This window comes from Prochlorococcus sp. MIT 0916 (assembly GCF_047305155.1).
In the GTDB taxonomy this organism is placed as follows: Bacteria; Cyanobacteriota; Cyanobacteriia; order PCC-6307; family Cyanobiaceae; genus Prochlorococcus_B.
Genome location: NZ_CP138980.1, coordinates 1,379,504 through 1,396,928, shown reverse-complemented (window position 1 = coordinate 1,396,928; position 17,425 = coordinate 1,379,504). Strand labels below are relative to the sequence as shown.

18 protein-coding genes are annotated in these 17,425 nt (G+C 36.0%); 5 read left to right on the top strand and 13 right to left on the bottom strand.

Annotated features, from left to right (window positions below; translation table 11 throughout):
* Positions 1 to 232: 232 nt before the first annotated feature.
* The 7 genes from SIB53_RS07295 to SIB53_RS07265 form a co-directional block, all read right to left on the bottom strand.
* Positions 233 to 517 (bottom strand): hypothetical protein, encoded by a 285-nt coding sequence (locus tag SIB53_RS07295; RefSeq protein ID WP_413677590.1) that lies wholly within the window; start codon positions 515 to 517, stop codon positions 233 to 235.
* A gap of 132 nt (positions 518 to 649) precedes the next feature.
* The gene (locus SIB53_RS07290) at positions 650 to 988 is read right to left on the bottom strand and encodes a TIGR02450 family Trp-rich protein (RefSeq protein ID WP_413677589.1); all 339 of its coding nucleotides are present in this window, start codon (positions 986 to 988) and stop codon (positions 650 to 652) included.
* Between the two features lie 69 nt (positions 989 to 1,057).
* Positions 1,058 to 1,267 (bottom strand): hypothetical protein, encoded by a 210-nt coding sequence (locus SIB53_RS07285; protein WP_413677588.1) that lies wholly within the window; start codon positions 1,265 to 1,267, stop codon positions 1,058 to 1,060.
* A 93-nt stretch (positions 1,268 to 1,360) separates the two neighbouring features.
* Entirely contained in the window at positions 1,361 to 2,764 is a 1,404-nt protein-coding gene (locus SIB53_RS07280; RefSeq protein WP_413677587.1) for a nucleotide sugar dehydrogenase, read from the bottom strand.
* 21 nt (positions 2,765 to 2,785) lie between these two features.
* A complete protein-coding gene (hisS, locus tag SIB53_RS07275) occupies positions 2,786 to 4,057 on the bottom strand; it encodes a histidine--tRNA ligase (protein WP_413677586.1) in 1,272 nt (423 codons plus the stop codon).
* Positions 4,058 to 4,183: 126 nt separating this feature from the next.
* Complete coding sequence (locus tag SIB53_RS07270) at positions 4,184 to 4,471, bottom strand: hypothetical protein (protein ID WP_413677585.1); 288 nt, start codon at positions 4,469 to 4,471, stop codon at positions 4,184 to 4,186.
* A gap of 94 nt (positions 4,472 to 4,565) precedes the next feature.
* Positions 4,566 to 5,411, bottom strand: a complete 846-nt coding sequence (locus SIB53_RS07265; RefSeq protein ID WP_413677584.1) for a 3'-5' exonuclease — start codon at positions 5,409 to 5,411, stop codon at positions 4,566 to 4,568.
* Positions 5,412 to 5,551: 140 nt separating this feature from the next.
* On the opposite strand from SIB53_RS07265, the gene SIB53_RS07260 reads away from it, so the two are divergent.
* Positions 5,552 to 6,286: a DUF1350 family protein gene (locus SIB53_RS07260; RefSeq protein ID WP_413677583.1), complete on the top strand. Its 735-nt coding sequence runs from the start codon at positions 5,552 to 5,554 to the stop codon at positions 6,284 to 6,286.
* Here SIB53_RS07260 and acs read toward each other — a convergent pair.
* Positions 6,275 to 8,251, bottom strand: coding sequence for an acetate--CoA ligase (gene acs, locus SIB53_RS07255; protein WP_413677582.1), 1,977 nt, complete (start codon positions 8,249 to 8,251; stop codon positions 6,275 to 6,277). The two genes, SIB53_RS07260 and acs, sit on opposite strands and share 12 nt — an antisense overlap.
* 92 nt (positions 8,252 to 8,343) lie before the next feature.
* Here acs and SIB53_RS07250 point away from each other — a divergent pair, with 92 nt between their 5' ends.
* On the top strand, positions 8,344 to 9,042 hold the full coding sequence (locus tag SIB53_RS07250; protein ID WP_413677581.1) for an HAD family hydrolase: 699 nt from the start codon (positions 8,344 to 8,346) through the stop codon (positions 9,040 to 9,042).
* On the opposite strand, the gene sds is transcribed toward SIB53_RS07250, so the two are convergent.
* The 5 genes from sds to SIB53_RS07225 are packed head-to-tail and all read right to left on the bottom strand — an operon-like array spanning position 9,026 to position 13,487.
* Positions 9,026 to 9,997 carry a solanesyl diphosphate synthase gene (gene sds / locus SIB53_RS07245; RefSeq protein ID WP_413677580.1) on the bottom strand — a complete coding sequence of 324 codons (972 nt, stop codon included), beginning with the start codon at positions 9,995 to 9,997 and terminating at the stop codon, positions 9,026 to 9,028. The genes SIB53_RS07250 and sds overlap by 17 nt on opposite strands.
* A gap of 22 nt (positions 9,998 to 10,019) precedes the next feature.
* A complete protein-coding gene (gene murI / locus SIB53_RS07240; protein ID WP_413677579.1) occupies positions 10,020 to 10,817 on the bottom strand; it encodes a glutamate racemase in 798 nt (265 codons plus the stop codon).
* 2 nt (positions 10,818 to 10,819) lie between these two features.
* Positions 10,820 to 11,905, bottom strand: a complete 1,086-nt coding sequence (locus SIB53_RS07235; protein WP_413677578.1) for an N-acetylmuramoyl-L-alanine amidase — start codon at positions 11,903 to 11,905, stop codon at positions 10,820 to 10,822.
* Positions 11,905 to 12,729 (bottom strand): carbon-nitrogen hydrolase family protein, encoded by an 825-nt coding sequence (locus SIB53_RS07230; RefSeq protein ID WP_413677577.1) that lies wholly within the window; start codon positions 12,727 to 12,729, stop codon positions 11,905 to 11,907. Before SIB53_RS07230 ends, SIB53_RS07235 begins: the two co-directional genes overlap by 1 nt.
* A gap of 29 nt (positions 12,730 to 12,758) precedes the next feature.
* Entirely contained in the window at positions 12,759 to 13,487 is a 729-nt protein-coding gene (locus SIB53_RS07225; protein WP_413677576.1) for a 2-phosphosulfolactate phosphatase family protein, read from the bottom strand.
* 64 nt (positions 13,488 to 13,551) lie between these two features.
* Between SIB53_RS07225 and SIB53_RS07220 the strand changes: the two genes are divergently transcribed.
* From SIB53_RS07220 to SIB53_RS07210, 3 genes are read left to right on the top strand one after another with little or no spacing between them, the layout of a single operon-like run.
* Positions 13,552 to 15,117: a UbiD family decarboxylase gene (locus tag SIB53_RS07220; protein ID WP_413677575.1), complete on the top strand. Its 1,566-nt coding sequence runs from the start codon at positions 13,552 to 13,554 to the stop codon at positions 15,115 to 15,117.
* Positions 15,118 to 15,171: 54 nt separating this feature from the next.
* A complete protein-coding gene (gene aroA, locus SIB53_RS07215) occupies positions 15,172 to 16,506 on the top strand; it encodes a 3-phosphoshikimate 1-carboxyvinyltransferase (protein WP_413677574.1) in 1,335 nt (444 codons plus the stop codon).
* A gap of 12 nt (positions 16,507 to 16,518) precedes the next feature.
* Positions 16,519 to 17,415: an MnmC family methyltransferase gene (locus tag SIB53_RS07210; RefSeq protein WP_413677573.1), complete on the top strand. Its 897-nt coding sequence runs from the start codon at positions 16,519 to 16,521 to the stop codon at positions 17,413 to 17,415.
* Positions 17,416 to 17,425 lie beyond the last annotated feature (10 nt).

The window sequence follows — 17,425 nt, the reverse complement described above, 5'->3', positions numbered from 1 at the left end:
TAATATAAAAGATTAATTTGGCCTCTTATTTTATAACTATTAAATAGTTAAATACTTTTGGATAATGAATCATGAATTTTAATCGACATAATAGTCTAGAAATGGAGACAGAAGACCACTATAGAAAAAAAGCGAATGTCTATAGAACATCGTCTGAATACGGAAAAATGATTTCTCTTTATCCAATTTTGAAGACTTCTATCAAAGACTGTAAAGGTGAAAATTTAGTAGCCTAAAAGTCCTTCTTAAAGATCTTACTAAAACTCCTAATTTTTCGAATAGGTTGATCTTTGAGCAGAAGAATATTATTCTTCTGCCAATATTCAATAACTTCTTTACATCCGCTTATAAAATAGAAAACTTTTGGCTTCCATGGTAATTGCTTAGGATCATTTGAACTTCTCCAGTGAGATCCTGGCTTTAAGTAACCCCTTTCTCTCAACACTTCTAAAGATTTTTCATTTACTCTTAAAACCTCACTAGCTTCTTTTACAGATAACCACTTTGATTCTTCCATCACTCTTGAACAAACAAGTACCTTTTTTTTAACGTAGAAAGCCATACAAAGAAAGCTAAAGATATCAGCTTGAAAAGAAAGTAATAATAAACTTATACTTAAATCAAATTAAAATCTTAGATAAAGTATTACTTAAATCTTATCAAACCAAGGTCTAATAGTATTTTCAGATATAGGTATTGTTAAACCAGAATCAGTGGATGGATGAGATAAGTCAGTGGCTTTAAAATAACTTTTATCATTAGTTAATTTATATATTTCTAAATGATTTCTTTCATCCCATCCAGGCTCCCAATCAGATAAATCAACTAATTGGGACCATGAAACTTTTACAACCACATTCGAGTCAACTACAGACATTAAGACGACCCACCTCTTCATTAACTCACCACCATAATTAATTGCAACAAAATGAACATAACCATATACGCTCTCCTTACTAGTCCATGCTTTTACTGGCGGCCAAATCATAAAATTCAATAATTCATAATAATTATTCTAATAAATAACTTTTTGAGCATTTTTTTCAACACTTAAATATTAATTATCTCCCTTTTTTATTTTTATGTATTCTTCTCTGATTGATTTTAGCAATGCTTTCTTCTTTTTCATGATTTTATTCTTTTCATTAAAATCTATTTCAAGTCTTTCTTCCTTTGTTAAATTCATCCAATTATCAATATCAAATTTTTGATCAGGTTGTTCTTTGAGTTTTTTTTTCTTCTTTTTGAAAAGGAATTTAAAGAGCATTATTTTTTATAAAATCAACTTAATTAAAGACTTAAAATCAATTTTATTTATTTAAGCACCAATCGTATACTTATTTTTTTTTATGACGATATATTAGTTCCCCTCACCCAGCTTCCACAGATTTATGCCTGTATTCTCAATTTCTTGTCGATGAACAACAGATCTTGTATCAAAAACCCAAGCTGGTGATCTCATCAAAGAAGCCAAATAATTCCAATCAAGTCCAAAGAATTCATCCCATGCAGTAAGAATTAAAACTGCATCAGCATTTTTTAATGCCTCTGGAATGGAATTAGCCATTTTCCAAATCCCTTGATTATCAAATGAAAACTTTTCAAAATCTTCTTCTATTCTCTCAAATGAAACCTTAGGGTCATAAATTGATAAAATTGCTCCTTCTTCGAGTAAGTCACAGGAAATTCTTATTGCAGGAGATTCCCTAGTATCATTTGTGTTTGCCTTAAAAGAAAAACCGAGTATCGCAATATTTTTTCCATTAACTGTACCAAAAAGCTTCTCAAGGACAATTTTATAAATTCTATCTTGTTGCCAAGTATTCAGAACCACAACTTGATTCCAGTATTCTGCAACCTCTGGCAACCCAAAATATCCACTTAAATAAACTAAATTCAGAATATCCTTTTTAAAACAGCTGCCGCCAAACCCAGGGCCAGCACTAAGGAATTGATCGCCTATCCTTCTATCAGTTCCAATCGCTTTTGCAACTTCCTGAACATCAGCTCCAGTAGCTTCACAAAAAGCTGAAATAGAATTTATGGAACTAATTCTTTGAGCCAGGAATGCATTAGCAGCTAATTTTGAAAGCTCGCTACTCCATAAATTCGTAGAAATTATCTTTTCACTTGGAACCCAATTCAAATAAATATTTACTAGTGCATCAACAGCATCCAGATCCTCTCCACCAATTAAAACCCTATCAGGTTGTTCCAAGTCATTTATTGCTGTCCCTTCAGCCAAGAATTCAGGATTCGATAAAACAGAAAAAGTTTTTGAAATTTCATTTTTTTGATTATCTCTATTTGTTGTCTCGAGTATCTCTTGTATTGCTTGTGCCGTACGAACTGGAAGAGTACTTTTTTCTATTACTATTGTATGTCCTTTCGAAAATTTAGCTACTTGCCTTGCACTAGCTTCAACCCAACTAAGATCACTTGCTTGTCCGGCCCCAAGACCTTTTGTTTTTGTAGGAGTGTTAACAGATATAAAAACCATATCAGCATCAGATATTGACTTTTCCATTTCAGTACTAAAGAAAAGGTTTCGCCCTCTTGTTCTAGAAATTATCAAATCTAATCCAGGTTCAAATATTGGCAATTTATTGAGATCTGAATCATTCCATGCATCAATTCGTTGTTTATTTATGTCAACGACTCTCACTTCTAAATCGGGACATTTATCTGCAATAACAGACATAGTTGGGCCACCAACATACCCAGCGCCAATACAACATATTTTTTGGATTTTAGTAGAGCTCATTTAAAACTATTCATCCTTTTCTTAATCAATCAGTTTTTTAATTAAATGATCAAGATCCTCCTTTGAAAAAATATATTCCTTAGTCTCCACATCCTTTTGTTTATCCCTTAATTTCTTCATCAATAATTGACCTTTAGATGCCTCATTCTCACCTATAACGATGGCCCATTTGGCCATACTTTTATCTGCGCGCTTGAATTGTTTAGAAAAAGATGAGCCTGAATAGTCCAATTCAATATTTAAGTTGTGTGACCTTAACTTACAAGTGATTTCCAAAGCAACCTGTTCAGCTCTTTCACCTCTATGAATCACATAAACATCTGGAGATTTTGATCGCAAAATCTTTTCTCCAGCAAGAATTATTAGTCTTTCCATTCCAATAGCCCAGCCAATCGAAGGGGTTTGAACCCCTCCCAATTCGCTTATCAAACCATCGTACCGTCCACCACCACACACAGTTGCTTGAGAACCCAAGTGATCACTTGTTATTTCAAAAGCTGTATGAGAATAATAGTCAAGTCCCCTTACCAAGTTATTGTTGATTTTATATGGTATATGTAGATTATCGAGGAACGTCTGTAAATAATCAAATCTAGTTTTACTCTCATTTGTTAAATAGTCATTTAAAGATGGAGCTTCTAATAAAAGTTCTTTTGTTGAATTATTTTTACTATCTAATACCCTCAAGGGATTAAGGTTAATTCTTTTCTGTGAATCTTCATCTAATAAATCAAATCTCTGAATAAGCCAATCTTTCAACTCTTCTTTGAAAACATTTCTGTCTTTATTACTTCCAAGACTATTAATTTCTAAGGTCAAATCATTCAGACCAACATCCTTTAAAAAATCCCAAGCTATTGAAATGACCTCAGCGTCACTCATGACAGAAGCCAATCCAACAAATTCAACTCCGATTTGATGGAACTGCCTTTGTCTTCCTGCTTGAGGGCGCTCGTATCTAAACATTGGTCCTCTATACCAGAGCCTTTGAGGACCATTATTTAATAAGCCATGCTGGACAATTGACCTTGCAACAGAAGCTGTACCTTCAGGTCTCAATGTACAAGAACGACCTCCTCTATCTTCGAAAGTGTACATTTCTTTGCCAACCACATCGGTATTTTCGCCAATGCCCCTAGAAAACAATTCAGTTTGTTCAATAATAGGTGTTCTAATTTCTTGAAGCCCAGCTCGACTAAAATGTTCAAGTGCAATTGATTCGACCTTTTGCCAGCCCTGACTCTGAGAAGGTAGGAGATCTACCATTCCTCTTAAATTCTTGAGATTGGTCAAAGTAGCTACAGAAAAATTATTTGATGTTTGTTTAATAGTAATTGTTAACTAAACTATTAAATAATATTTGATAGATGAGTTTTGAGAAGCAAAATTAGCGAGGCTAATTCAGAAAGTTCATTAAGCTTAATCCTCTAATCGAGTAGCGCCTGAATATTTAACCAACCAAAAATTAACTCTTCTTCTCACGTTAAAAGGCATTTCATTTTGGAGTTGGATTAATTCCATAGCTCCAAGTCTCTTTAATTCTCTTGATTCAAGGCTCCACATTTTTTCCGCTTCACAAATCAAACGAGCCCAACTTCTCGAATGCTGCCATTGCCTTAGACGCTTTTTCAAATCGCTACCATCAGTTTTACTTTTAACAAGAGAAAACCGACCAACTATATTTTTCTGAATGAAAAATTTTTTCATAACTCAATCATAGAAAAACCCTAGAAAAACTCTTTAATCAATACATTAAACATATAGCAAAGATTTGAAATGAGTACTTTATGAAAAATCCACTTCAAGAATGAAAGTCGACTACATGTACAGGGAATTCTAATTTTTGCATATCTCTACGACTCATTCTTCTAGACCAAGCGCCTTTAATTGCATCGTTCCACCTAAAGCCAGCGCTTTTCGCTAAATACCTCTCTTCATATGAGATCTCAGCGCGAAGCAGAACTTTTGGTTCTAACGCTCTAATCAATAGTTGCTCGAGTTCACTACATCTTTTAAAAACCTCTGACAAATATATGCAATCTGTCAAAGCTCTATGTGCATTCCAGACTGGTACACCGTATGCCAATGCAAGATCTCGTACAGAAGGACGCGTCTTCAATTGTCTGTCAGCTGGCCAAGTTATATCGTCCATAGAGCAAATCCATTTTTTTTCAATCTGAGGCAATTTTTTAAGACCAAACCATTTCATATCAAATTCTGCATTGTGAGCAACAATCACATCTGATACCCTAACCAAAGATTCAAAATATTTAATTGCTTCAGATAAAGGTTGAGGCAATCTAGTTATTTCAGCAGGAATATTATTTATTTTTTCGGCATTATTAATTTCAACCGGTAAAAGAAAAGATTGCTGCGCTAATACCGATCTGCTTTTGACATCAAAAAGTATTGAACCTACTTCAAGGCACTCATCATTTTCATTGTCAAGCCCTGTAGTTTCCGTATCTAAAATCAAAATATTTTTAGGAAAATGTTCTTTACTTAAAATTTCAACCCGTTCTTGGTTTGATTTGAAAGATTTTTTTTCTCCAAGATCTGTCGCTTTTTCATTGGTAATTTCTTTAGTCGTTTCATATAGAAAGCCAAGCTGTTCGCTATCTTTCTGTTGATTCTGCTCTTCTTTCACTTCAAAATTAATTAGTCATGCTTCTATTATTATCAAAATAACAGAGTTGAATAAAAACTTAGTAGAACATTAGAAATAAAAGATACTTATATTTAATTTATAATCGTTTTTATTTCTCTTTATAGAGTGATTATTCATCAATGAGTACTTTTAGGCGTATAAGTGATGTTTCTTGTCAATGGCCATCAAGACCAATTGGTCTTATAGAACTAATTGGAGGTAGCTATATTTCAATCAAGCCAGAAGTTACATACAAAAGACTTATTTCTAGTCTTTTACGAAGAAATTTTGCAGTTCATTCATGGGGCTATATACCTAACTTTGATCATCAACTTCAATCAAATCATGCGTGGAAACAATTCCGTCAATCTCGAAAAATTCTTGAAAAAAGAGTTGGTTTTATACCAAAATCAATAAGGCTGGGTCATAGTCTTGGATGCAAATTACATTTACTAGCACCGGATGGAGGAAGAAACTGCGATGGTTTAGTAGCTATCAGCTTTAATAATTTCAAGGCAGATAAATCTATACCTCTGCTTAGAAAGATGTCTCAAAAGCTTAACTTTCAAACTGAATTCAGTCCAAGTCCTAGCGAAACATTAAATATTATTAGAGAACACTATGAACAAATAAATAATCTATTAATCAAATTTAAAAACGATACCCTAGATCAAAATAATTTTTTACTTAAATCATTAAAGGGAAGATCCGCTGATAAATCTAAAATTATTAAGCTAGACGGTAATCATCTAACTCCAGTAAGCGTGGGCCTTAGAGAAAAGTTACTAAAAGCTAATCTTCAAAACTCTTTAAAATATGAAAATATTGATTTAATAGTCGATCAAATAACTCATTGGGAAATCTTAACTTCTTAATTTATCTAAAACAGATCGATCTTCAAGAGTACTTGTATCTCCACTTATTTCATCGCCCGAAGCCAGTGCTCTTAAAATTCTGCGCATTATTTTTCCACTTCTTGTTTTAGGAAGAGAATCAGTAAACTTAATTTCATCAGGCTTGGCTATAGGTCCTATTTCACTCACTACGTGATTTTTTAATTGTGCCTCTATATTCTCATTTACTTCTGCACCAGTTTTCAAAGTGATAAAGGCTACTATTGATTCCCCTTTCAAATTATCAGGTCTACCAACAACTGCAGCTTCTGAGATGAGCTCATGACTAACTAAAGCCGATTCTATTTCCATTGTTCCAAGCCTATGACCGGAGACATTTATAACATCATCAACTCGGCCCATAACCCAAAAATAACCTTCTTCGTCTCTTCGAGCCCCATCTCCTGCAAAATACATATGGCTATTGTCTGAAGGTTTTAAATACTCCCAATAACTCTCTCTAAATCTTTTTTCATCTCCATAAACGTTTCTCATCATTCCAGGCCATGGTCTTTTAACTACCAAATATCCACCTTCATTATTAGCAACAGGTTCCCCATATGAATTGACCACATCGGCTTCAATACCAGGCAAAGGGAAAGTTGCTGAGCCAGGTTTGGTTGGGGTCGCTCCGGGAAGAGGACTAATCATTACTCCACCAGTTTCTGTTTGCCACCATGTATCAACTATTGGGCATCTCCCTCCTCCAATAACATCTCTATACCAGATCCAAGCCTCAGGATTAATTGGCTCTCCAACAGTTCCTAAAAGCCTCAAACTAGATAAATCGTATTGCTTGGGAATCTTTTCTCCAGCTTTCATAAAGGCCCTTATGGCTGTTGGAGCAGTATAAAAAATCGAAATTTTATGCTTCTGAATTACATCCCAAAAAGCACCTGGATTTGATGGTCTTGGAACGCCTTCATACATAACAGTCGTTGCACCATTAGATAGTGGACCATAGACGATATAACTATGTCCGGTTATCCACCCAACATCAGCGGTGCACCAATAAACATCATTTTCACGAATATCAAAAATCCATTTAAAAGTTAAATGAGACCAAAGGTTATACCCAGCAGTTGAATGAACTACTCCCTTTGGTTTCCCTGTAGAGCCAGAAGTATATAAAACAAATAAGCAATCCTCACTATCCATTTGTTCTGGCAAACATTCTTCTGATTGACTATCTACAATTTCATGCCACCAATAATCTCTACCATCATCCATAGCAATAAGTTTTTTTGTCCTTTGAACAACTAAAACTGATTCGACCTTTGGACAAGCACCACCTTCTAAAGCTAGATCAACAGCATCTTTAAGAGGAATTGTTTTGTCTTTTCTAAAACCGCCATCAGCTGTAATTACTGCTTTCGCTCCTCCATTAATTAATCGGTCCCTTAGAGCCTCAGAGGAAAAGCCTCCAAATACGACTGAATGTGGTGCTCCAATCCTTGCGCAAGCAAGCATTGCGATTGCAGCCTCAGGTACCATAGGCATATATAAAGCAACAAGATCTCCTCTCCCTATACCTATAGACTTGAGCGCATTAGCTGCTTTGCAAACTTCTTTGTGCAGTTCTTTGTAGGTATATTTTTTTTGTTCACCTGGCTCTCCTTCCCAAATCAAGGCGACTTTTTCAGCTGTTGAACTATTTAAGTGTCGATCTAGACAGTTATAGGAAATATTAGTTTTTCCACCATCGAACCATTTAGCAAATGGTGGATTGGACCAATCAAGTACTTTATCGAAAGATTTAAACCAATGTAATTCTTCTCTAGCTGCATCACCCCAAAACTTATTTGGATCTGATTTAGCCCTTTCCGACATTTCTAAAAACTTAGAAAAAGAAGAGATTCTACTTTTACTAGCAAAGTCATCAGAAGGGGTGAAAACTCTCTGTTCCTGAAGAACAGACTCAATAGAGTTAGAATTGTCTGAATTCATGAAAGATAAAAACAACTTTTCATTTATTGCATTCAAGCTATTTCTGAACAAAAGGCTTGAATAGTGAAACTCTTATTTAAAACAAATTCATAATGAAGAAAAATTGGGATTTCCCTAAAGCATTCTTATTTGATCTTGACGGAGTTCTAATCGATTCAGAACCCTTGCATGGACAAGCATGGAAAGAAACCGCCGCGCTTTTTGATTTAAATCTAACTTATGGCCAACTAAAACTCTTAAAAGGAAGAAGAAGAACTGATTGTGCAAATGAACTGGTTAAACTTATCCCTGAAGAAGTTAAAACAGAAGAATTATTAAGCCTACACAAGCCCATCTCAAGAAAACTCATCCTCCAGGCAAAAGCGATGCCAGGTGGTGAGAGTTTAGTCAAAAGCTGTCATGAGAACGATATACCAATGGCTTTAGTAACCAGTAGCAGCTTTGAATCCTGCAAAATAAAAACTTCGCCTCATCAATGGATGAATTTATTTTCTGTAAAGATTCTTGGCGATGACAAATTACTGGGGGAAGGCAAACCAGCCCCAGATCCATATTTATTAGCTGCAGAAAAATTAAATATTGCTCCTCAAGAATGCTGGGCTGTTGAAGATTCAATTGCTGGAGTATCTTCAGCTTTAAAGGCAGGCTGTTTTGTTTTCTTTCTAAAAGAAAATCATGATAATGTCCACAAAAAAGAGTTTTTTGATCAACACAAAAATCTAAAACAAATTAACCATTTAAAAGAAATTGAAGAAATATTAAAGGAGTATCGAATTAATAAAGCCTACTAATAACAAATTCAGGCAACTCAAGTAATGCTTTTTTTGATGGTGAATCTGGTAACCAAGAAATTGAATCTTTTGACTCAGAAGCAAATTTTTCGGCTAGCTCTCTTGATTTCTTGATCGCACTTGAATCTCTTACGAGAGATAAAGCTTTATCAAGATCATCTTTTTTTGAGAATTTACCATTAATAAGTTCGCTAAGACTTGGATTCTCTTCCAGAGCATAGAAAACAGGCGCAGTAAGATACCCACTTTGTAGATCACTGGCTGCTGGTTTACCTAATTGTTCATCATTTCCAGTAAAATCGAGAATATCATCAACTACTTGAAAAGCTAATCCTAACTGTCTTCCAAAAAAATAAAGTGAATTTAAGCTCTCTTGATCTACATCAGATAAAACACCAATAGCCTTAGAGCTATTCGCAATTAGAGAAGCTGTTTTACAATAACTTTTTTCTAAATAACTCTCAAAAGATTGACTAGAATCAAATTTATTAAGACCCTGCTTTATTTCACCTTCAGCCAGATCCATAATCACCCTACTTAACAATTTAACAACATCTAAATTCTCAAGATTTGCCAAATGCCAACTTGCTTGAGCAAATAAAAAATCTCCAGCAAGTACAGCTATTCTAAGATCAAATCTACTATGGACTGTTTCAACACCTCTTCGGGTATCAGCCTCATCAACAACATCATCATGTACAAGAGAAGCAGTATGAATCATCTCAGTAATCTGTGCTAATTTTCGATGCTTCAAAGGAAGATCCTTTTCAGAAGTCAAAGCTCTTGAAATTAATAAAACAATTCCAGGTCTTAAACGTTTACCGCCTGCACTAAAAAGATGTTCTGCAGCAGCCTGCAAAATAGGGTGTCCAGCACCTATGAGGCTGCGAAGATCCAAAAGCAACGCTTCTAGATCAAGTTCTACAGGTTGAAGAATTTCCGTTGCTGTGGTCATAAAACCGCTCTACCTTTTGATATTAAGAGACCCAGCCCTTCTTCTGCAGTGAAACGAGATTAACTTCAGGAAACACGTTTAACCAATGCTTAGCTTTATTGGGAAAATTTTTAAGATTAGAGGTTACGTAAAACTTTAAATCAACTATATTTTTTTCCTTTGAATAATTGCTTGTTTTTGAATCCATAAACAACTTTAATTCCAAAGAAAGAGTTTCTGCGGGGTCAATCAATTTAACACTAGAGGGTAAGACCTTAGTCAGAAGAGGAGTTATGAGAGGATAATGACTACAGCCAAGAATTAAAGAATGAATTTTTTGTTTTAAAAGAGGTTGTAAATATCCAGTCGCAACATCAATAATTTTATCTGAATTAATACTATCCATTTCAATCATTGGAACAAATTCAGGGCATGGTTGCTCAATTACAAAAGTTTTTGGCTTGAATTCTAAAATCGCATTTGTATAGGCCTGGGTTTTTACTGTAGAAGGAGTTGCGAGAACACCTACCCTGGCTTCCTGAATGGTTGAGGCAGCAGACCCAATCAAATCAAAAACAGGGACATCTAAATTGTTTTTAAGGACATCCAAGGCAATAGCATTTGTTGTGTTACAGGCGACCAAGAAAGCGTCAATATTTTGATAACTAAACCAAGCTGATATTTCTTCGGCAATTTTTCTGATCTCATTACTTGTCTTTATTCCATAGGGAAGTCTTGCTGTATCAGCCAAATAAATAAATGAATTATTAGGACATAACTCAATAACTTTTTTTAGGACAGTGAAGCCTCCAATACCACTATCAAATAATCCAATACGCATACCTAATTTGAAACTTTTAGATAATTCAGTATTCCCCTAGCTATAGCAAAAGACATTTTATCCCTATAACCTTTTTGTCGTAATAAATCAGCATCATACATACCAGTAACAAATCCAATCTCTACTAAAGCTGCAGGCATGGATGTCTTTCTAATTACATAAAAACGTGATCTACGAACACCTCTATCAGGACTCTGAGGAGAAACAATTAAAATTTGTTTTTGAATATTTTTAGCTAAAGAATAGCCTTTATAACCAGAGTAATAATATGTCTCTAATCCATTAACATCTTTTCGTTTTCCTCTTGTTGCATTTGCATGAATGCTCACAAAAGCATCTGCTTTTGAATTATTAGCCTTGCTAACTCTTGGCTGTAAGTCTAATGTTCTCTCGTAATTCCTAGTTAAAATAGTTTTAACACCTTTATTTGTTAGAAATTCTGAAACACTCTTTGATACTTCTAAAACAATATCAGTCTCTCTTAATCCATTTATCCCAACAGCACCAGGATCTGAGCCACCATGCCCTGGATCTATAACAACTTTATACTTTCCATAGGGTACATTTGGCAAAGAAGAAACATCTAAATCTTGAGGCTTTATTTTTTCATAATTTCTTTTTATTGAGTTTCTTAGAATATTACCTTCTTCAATTGAACGAAAAGAATTACTTTCTAGACCAATAAGTTTCAACTCCCATGTATTTGATGATATGCCAATTAATTGTAATCTTGAAGGTTCTAATTCAACCGATGGGAGGAATTCAATAACAAGCCTTGTTTTACCCTTAGAGGGTTTCCCTAGTCTGATTTCCTTAACTGATCCATTACCTTTAATAGTTCTAGGACGGCTTAATTCTCCAGGGAAATCTATCCAAACCCTTTCACCTTTATCAGTGGTTGAAGATTGATAAAAAGCATCTAATTTAGCTCCCGAGGAAGTTCGTAACTTAAGGCTACCGTTACTAGTTAAGACCCAAGCTGCAAGAGCACTAGCAGATCTTAGAGGTAAAGAAATGAAGATATTGGAACAAAAAAGAAATGCCGCAAACAATACTAGTTTTAACTTTAAAGATTGATCTTTAAACATCAAATAAAAAGCTCTGTTTTTCGATGTTTAAGGCTGGGCATTTGTCCTCTAATTCTCTCAACTCTTTCTTTATCAGCAGGAGCTATTGCAGCTCCTTGAACAACCCCTGCATCCGCCAAAACTGTCCCCCATGGGTCAATGACCATAGCGTGTCCATGACTTTGTCTTCTGCCATAGTGACGACCAGTTTGCGCTGGTGCAACAACATAAGCTGTGTTTTCAATAGCTCTTGCTTGAAGCAAGACTTGCCAATGATCCTTTCCCGTAAAAGCAGTAAAAGCAGCTGGAATCATTAACAAGTCTGCGCCTTTATTTACCAAATCCCGATAAAGTTCAGGGAATCTCACGTCGTAACAAATAGACAATCCGATTTTGCAAAGACCTGGCACATCAACTACAGGTGGGGATTTACTTCCTGAAACAATTGTTTCAGATTCTCTATAGGTATTACCTTCAGGTAGATCAACGTCAAAAAGATGAATCTTGTCATATCTTGCTAGAGATTGACCGTCCTTTCCAAACAACTCCGCTCTATTTAAAGTTCTTTCGCCATCGCCAGCAGGAACAGGGAAACCACCTCCAAGCAAAACAACTTGATATCTCCTTGCCATTGTTACTAAAAAACTATTGCATTTTTCATAGATTGAAGATGCAATTTTTAATTTTTTCTGATCTTCGCCCAAAAATGCAAAGTTTTCAGGAAGTCCAACAAGATCAGCCCCACGCTTTGCCGCTAACTCAATTTGTTCTTCAGCAGCATTGAGATTAGCGTCTATGTCTGAGGTACTTGTTAGCTGTAAGGCCGCAGCCAAAAAATCTGACACTGAGTTAAAAAAGAAAAATAATTTAAAAGTTAGCTTGAGCGAAGTACGCCCATCTCAATCTGTTTTGGAATAACAGAAAGGTTGTCCAAAGAAGCGCAACAAGCAAAATCATCATCATGATTACCTATTCCTGCAAGTCTTTGTCCATGACTTGCAATACGTAAACATCCTTCAACATCATTCTCCCAATTTTTCCATAGTGCTATGGAGGCCATCAATTCATCATTTAAAATCTGAACCGACTCTAATTCATTCATTAAAAGAGATGCTAAAGCCCCAGCGGCTAAAGAATCTTCTAAAGAATAGGAACCTTCCCACCCACTACCAACAATCCAAACTTCTTTGGGATTATCACTTGTCAATCTTTCAGCAATAGCTTTTCTGTTTGGAAGTGCCATTGTATACAAGCTTTTGGATTCTCTAACACGATGTAATGACCTTGTTCCATTGGTAGTACTCATAAAAACTTTTTTCCCTTTTACTCTCTCAGTTGAGACTCCTAATGGAGAATTTCCCAAGTCAAATCCATCTAATTTTTTTCCACCTCTCTCTCCAACAAGTATTTTCTCGTTAGAGCCAAAATTCATTGCCTGATTTTTAAGTTCATCAACATCTGCAAACACTTGCACTGAATCAGCTCCATTTTCCAGAGCCCAGGCAATAGTTGTTGTAGCTCTTAGAACATCAATAACTACTGATGATTCAGGAATAATTCCATCAGGCACATCTGCCGCTACATAAAAATAAGAAAGTTTCATTTCCACAAAGGCTGATAACTTGCGTCACAGTAACTAGATAAATAGGTTAAACGTGCAGACCTTCATGAAATTATTTCGTCAAGAACCTCTTACAAGGGACATTAGAGATTTTCTTACTCTTCTAGAAAAGAAAGGGCAATTGAAGAGAATAAGCAGTCAAGTTGATAGTGACTTAGAAATTGCGGCCATAAGTGACCGAGTCCTTGGGATGGGAGGTCCTGCTCTACTTTTTGAAAATGTAAAAGGGTCATCAATGCCTGTTGCAGTGAATTTACTTGGGACGATGGAACGTGTGGTTTGGAGTATGGGTTTAGAGAAACAGGAAGAACTGGAAGATTTAGGGAAAAAATTAGCTCTTCTTCAGCAACCACGTCCTCCAAAGGGATTTAAAGAAACCAAAGCTTTTGCTTCTGTTGCATGGGATCTACTTAAAGCACGTCCTGATATTGATCTATTGCCACCATGCCACCAAAAGATAATTGGTGAAAAAGATTTGGATCTAAATCATTTACCACTTTTACGTCCCTGGCCAGAGGATGCTGGAGGTGCAATCACTTTAGGCTTAGTAATAACGAAAGATCCAGAAACAGGCGTACCAAATGTTGGTGTTTATAGACTCCAAAGACAATCTGACAAGAGCATGACAGTCCATTGGCTAAGTGTCAGAGGAGGAGCCAGACATCTTCGCAAAGCAGCTGCAATGAATAAAAAGTTAGAAGTTGCTGTTGCAATTGGAGTTCACCCACTCCTTGTTATGGCTGCAGCGACTCCTATTCCAGTACAGCTCAGCGAATGGCTTTTTGCAGGTTTATATGCAGGGGAAGGTGTTCGATTAACGAAATGCAAAACTATCGATCTTCAGGTTCCTAGTCACAGTGAAATTGTTCTGGAAGGATCTATATCTCCAGGGGAAGAGATGATGGATGGTCCTTTTGGAGACCATATGGGTTTCTATGGGGGGGCTGAGTCCTCACCTTTGATTAGGTTCCACTGTATGACTCAAAGGAAAAAACCAATATTTTCAACAACCTTCAGCGGCAGGCCTCCAAAAGAAGAGGCCATGCTGGCAATCGCATTAAATCGAATTTATACACCAATACTTAAACAACAAATACCTGAAATTATTGATTTTTTCCTTCCAATGGAAGCTTTGAGTTATAAGTTAGCAATCATATCCATTGATAAAGCATATCCAGGCCAAGCGAAAAGAGCTGCAATGGCTTTTTGGAGTGCTTTACCACAATTTACCTATACAAAATTTGTCGTCGTCGTAGACTCAACAATCAACGTAAGAGATCCCAGGCAAGTGGTTTGGGTATTATCCAGTCAAGTTGACCCTCAAAGAGATTTATTCATACTCGAGAATACTCCTTTTGATACTCTTGACTTCGCGAGTGAAAATATAGGATTAGGTGGGAGATTAGCTATTGATGCAACAACAAAAATTGGCCCAGAAAAAAATCATGAGTGGGGCAAACCATTGACAAGGCCAAAAGAACTTGAAGACAAAATAGATGAAAGATGGGCAGAACTGGGCCTGTCGGAGTTGGAAAACAACCAACCAAGCCCAGAATTATTTGGGTACGTTATTGATGAACTAATGCGTCAAAAACAAATAAACAATTCATAAATTAGGAATAACGCTTATCGATAAATAAAATATAAAAAAATATATTGTTTTTCCTTGAAAGTTCCCGCTAAAGATCAGTCTTTAAGAGACCTTCCAAAAGGAGGGGAACTCTGCGGGAAAGTGAAAGTACCTGGAGACAAATCAATATCCCACCGAGCACTACTGTTTGGTGCTATTGCTAAAGGGAAAACAATAATTGAGGGTCTGTTACCTGCTGAAGACCCATTAAGTACTGCTGAATGCCTTAGGTCAATGGGCGTAAAGATTAGTCCTATTGAGAAAGGGAGCATTGTTGAAGTTGATGGTGTTGGATTAAATGGTCTCCAAGAACCACAAGATATTTTGAATTGCGGAAATTCAGGAACAACTATGAGATTAATAATGGGATTGTTAGCCGGTCAAGAAGATCATCATTTCATCCTTACAGGGGATAAATCGCTTCGAAATAGACCTATGAAAAGAGTAGGACAGCCATTAAAAATGATGGGGGCTAAAGTTTCTGGAAGATGTAATGGAAACTTTGCTCCTCTCTCGATTAGTGGAAAAAAATTAAGAGGCGCCGTAATTGGTACACCAGTGGCAAGTGCACAGATAAAATCTGCAATACTACTTGCTGCTCTTAAGGCAGAAGGTTCAACAACGGTGATTGAACCAGCGAGGTCAAGAGACCATAGCGAGAGAATGTTAAAAGCCTTTGGAGCCAATCTAGAAGTAGGCGGTGAAATGGGTAGACATATAACTGTTTTCCCTGGGAAAGATCTAAAAGGTCAATCAATTATTGTTCCAGGTGATATTAGTTCTGCTGCATTTTGGCTAGTTGCAGGAAGCATTATACCAGGATCAGAACTAATTATTGAAAATATTGGTCTAAATCCAACAAGGACTGGAATACTTGACGTATTAGAAACAATGGAGGCAAGTATCAATATAATAAATAAAAAAGATGTCGCAGGTGAACCTGTTGGAGATATAGAAGTTTTCTACAAAGAAAACTTGAAGCCATTTAAGCTTGATGAGGAGATAATGCCTCGACTAGTAGACGAGATACCTATATTGTCTGTAGCAGCTTGCTTTTGTAACGGCACCAGTCAGATAAAAGGAGCAAGTGAATTAAGAGTCAAAGAGACTGATCGTTTAGAGGTAATGGCCAGGCAATTAAAAAGGATGGGAGCCAAAGTAGATGAACATCAAGATGGTCTAACTATCTATGGAGGACATAATCTAAAAGGCTGCGAGCTAGACAGTGAAGATGATCACCGCATAGCCATGAGTTTAGCTATAGCATCAATAATGGCTACTTCGAATTCCACTTTAAGACGTAGTGAAGCTGCAGCGATCTCATATCCTGATTTCTGGAGTGATCTCAAGAGACTTCAACAAAAAAATTAGTTTTTTTTAGATTTGGTCGATTTTACAAAAAATACGACAAAAGATGGGAGTTTAAGTCTTTATAGCTTTAGGTATCAAGAAGGATTTCATGATACGGGCGGAGCACTAAAAGAATCAATTAATAAATATCTCTTACCCGCTCAATTAGAAGTGTTTTCTAACCATGAAAAAATCGTTGTTTTAGATGTTTGTATGGGCATGGGATATAACACTGGATGTATTCTCGAAGGATTACTTAAAAGGAATCAGAAAATTGAATGGCATGGACTTGAGATTGATCAAAGGCCTCTAAATATTGCTCTTAATGAAAAGATATTTCAGAAAATATGGTCTAGTAAAGTATTACATTTTTTTCATTGCTTAAACAAATCAGGAAAATGGACTGAAGGTTTTAACGAAGGAACTGTTCACTGGGGAGATGCAAGACACAAAATATACGAAATACAAGATTCTCTAAGGTTTGATTTAATTCTTCTTGATCCTTTTTCCCCACAAAAGTGTCCCGAGCTATGGAGTGAGGAATTCATCTCAACATTAACAGAAAGACTATCTACCGAAGGCCGCTTAATTACATATTCAACTGCCGCTTCAATTAGAGCGAGTTTCAAAAGAGCTGGTTTAAAGATCTATTCAACAGTTCCCTCAATCAATGACCAAAACAAATGGAGCTTAGGGACAGTTGCTATGAAAAAGAAAATTGAACAAAATTTCATTTCAAAAGATTGTCAGCTTAAGGAGTTAAGCACCAGAGAAATAGAACACCTTGCTACGCGCTCATCAATTCCTTACAGAGATCCAACCGGAAAAGGTAACTCTAAAGAAATTATTTCAGCAAGAGAACTAGAGCAATCTAAAAGTCAATTAATAAACACTTCATTGTGGAGAAAACGATGGAATACTGCGCAATAGCTATAAAGCA

Excerpts from the sequence above, each read along its gene's own strand:
- SIB53_RS07295 (WP_413677590.1), bottom strand. The coding sequence starts at position 517 with ATGGAAGAATCAAAGTGGTTATCTGTAAAAGAAGCTAGTGAGGTTTTA.
- SIB53_RS07290 (WP_413677589.1), bottom strand. The coding sequence starts at position 988 with ATGATTTGGCCGCCAGTAAAAGCATGGACTAGTAAGGAGAGCGTATAT.
- SIB53_RS07285 (WP_413677588.1), bottom strand. The coding sequence starts at position 1,267 with ATGCTCTTTAAATTCCTTTTCAAAAAGAAGAAAAAAAAACTCAAAGAA.
- SIB53_RS07280 (WP_413677587.1), bottom strand. The coding sequence starts at position 2,764 with ATGAGCTCTACTAAAATCCAAAAAATATGTTGTATTGGCGCTGGGTAT.
- SIB53_RS07270 (WP_413677585.1), bottom strand. The coding sequence starts at position 4,471 with ATGAAAAAATTTTTCATTCAGAAAAATATAGTTGGTCGGTTTTCTCTT.
- SIB53_RS07260 (WP_413677583.1), top strand. The coding sequence starts at position 5,552 with ATGAGTACTTTTAGGCGTATAAGTGATGTTTCTTGTCAATGGCCATCA.
- acs (WP_413677582.1), bottom strand. The coding sequence starts at position 8,251 with ATGAATTCAGACAATTCTAACTCTATTGAGTCTGTTCTTCAGGAACAG.
- SIB53_RS07250 (WP_413677581.1), top strand. The coding sequence starts at position 8,344 with ATGAAGAAAAATTGGGATTTCCCTAAAGCATTCTTATTTGATCTTGAC.
- sds (WP_413677580.1), bottom strand. The coding sequence starts at position 9,997 with ATGACCACAGCAACGGAAATTCTTCAACCTGTAGAACTTGATCTAGAA.
- murI (WP_413677579.1), bottom strand. The coding sequence starts at position 10,817 with ATGCGTATTGGATTATTTGATAGTGGTATTGGAGGCTTCACTGTCCTA.
- SIB53_RS07235 (WP_413677578.1), bottom strand. The coding sequence starts at position 11,905 with ATGTTTAAAGATCAATCTTTAAAGTTAAAACTAGTATTGTTTGCGGCA.
- SIB53_RS07225 (WP_413677576.1), bottom strand. The coding sequence starts at position 13,487 with ATGAAACTTTCTTATTTTTATGTAGCGGCAGATGTGCCTGATGGAATT.
- SIB53_RS07220 (WP_413677575.1), top strand. The coding sequence starts at position 13,552 with ATGAAATTATTTCGTCAAGAACCTCTTACAAGGGACATTAGAGATTTT.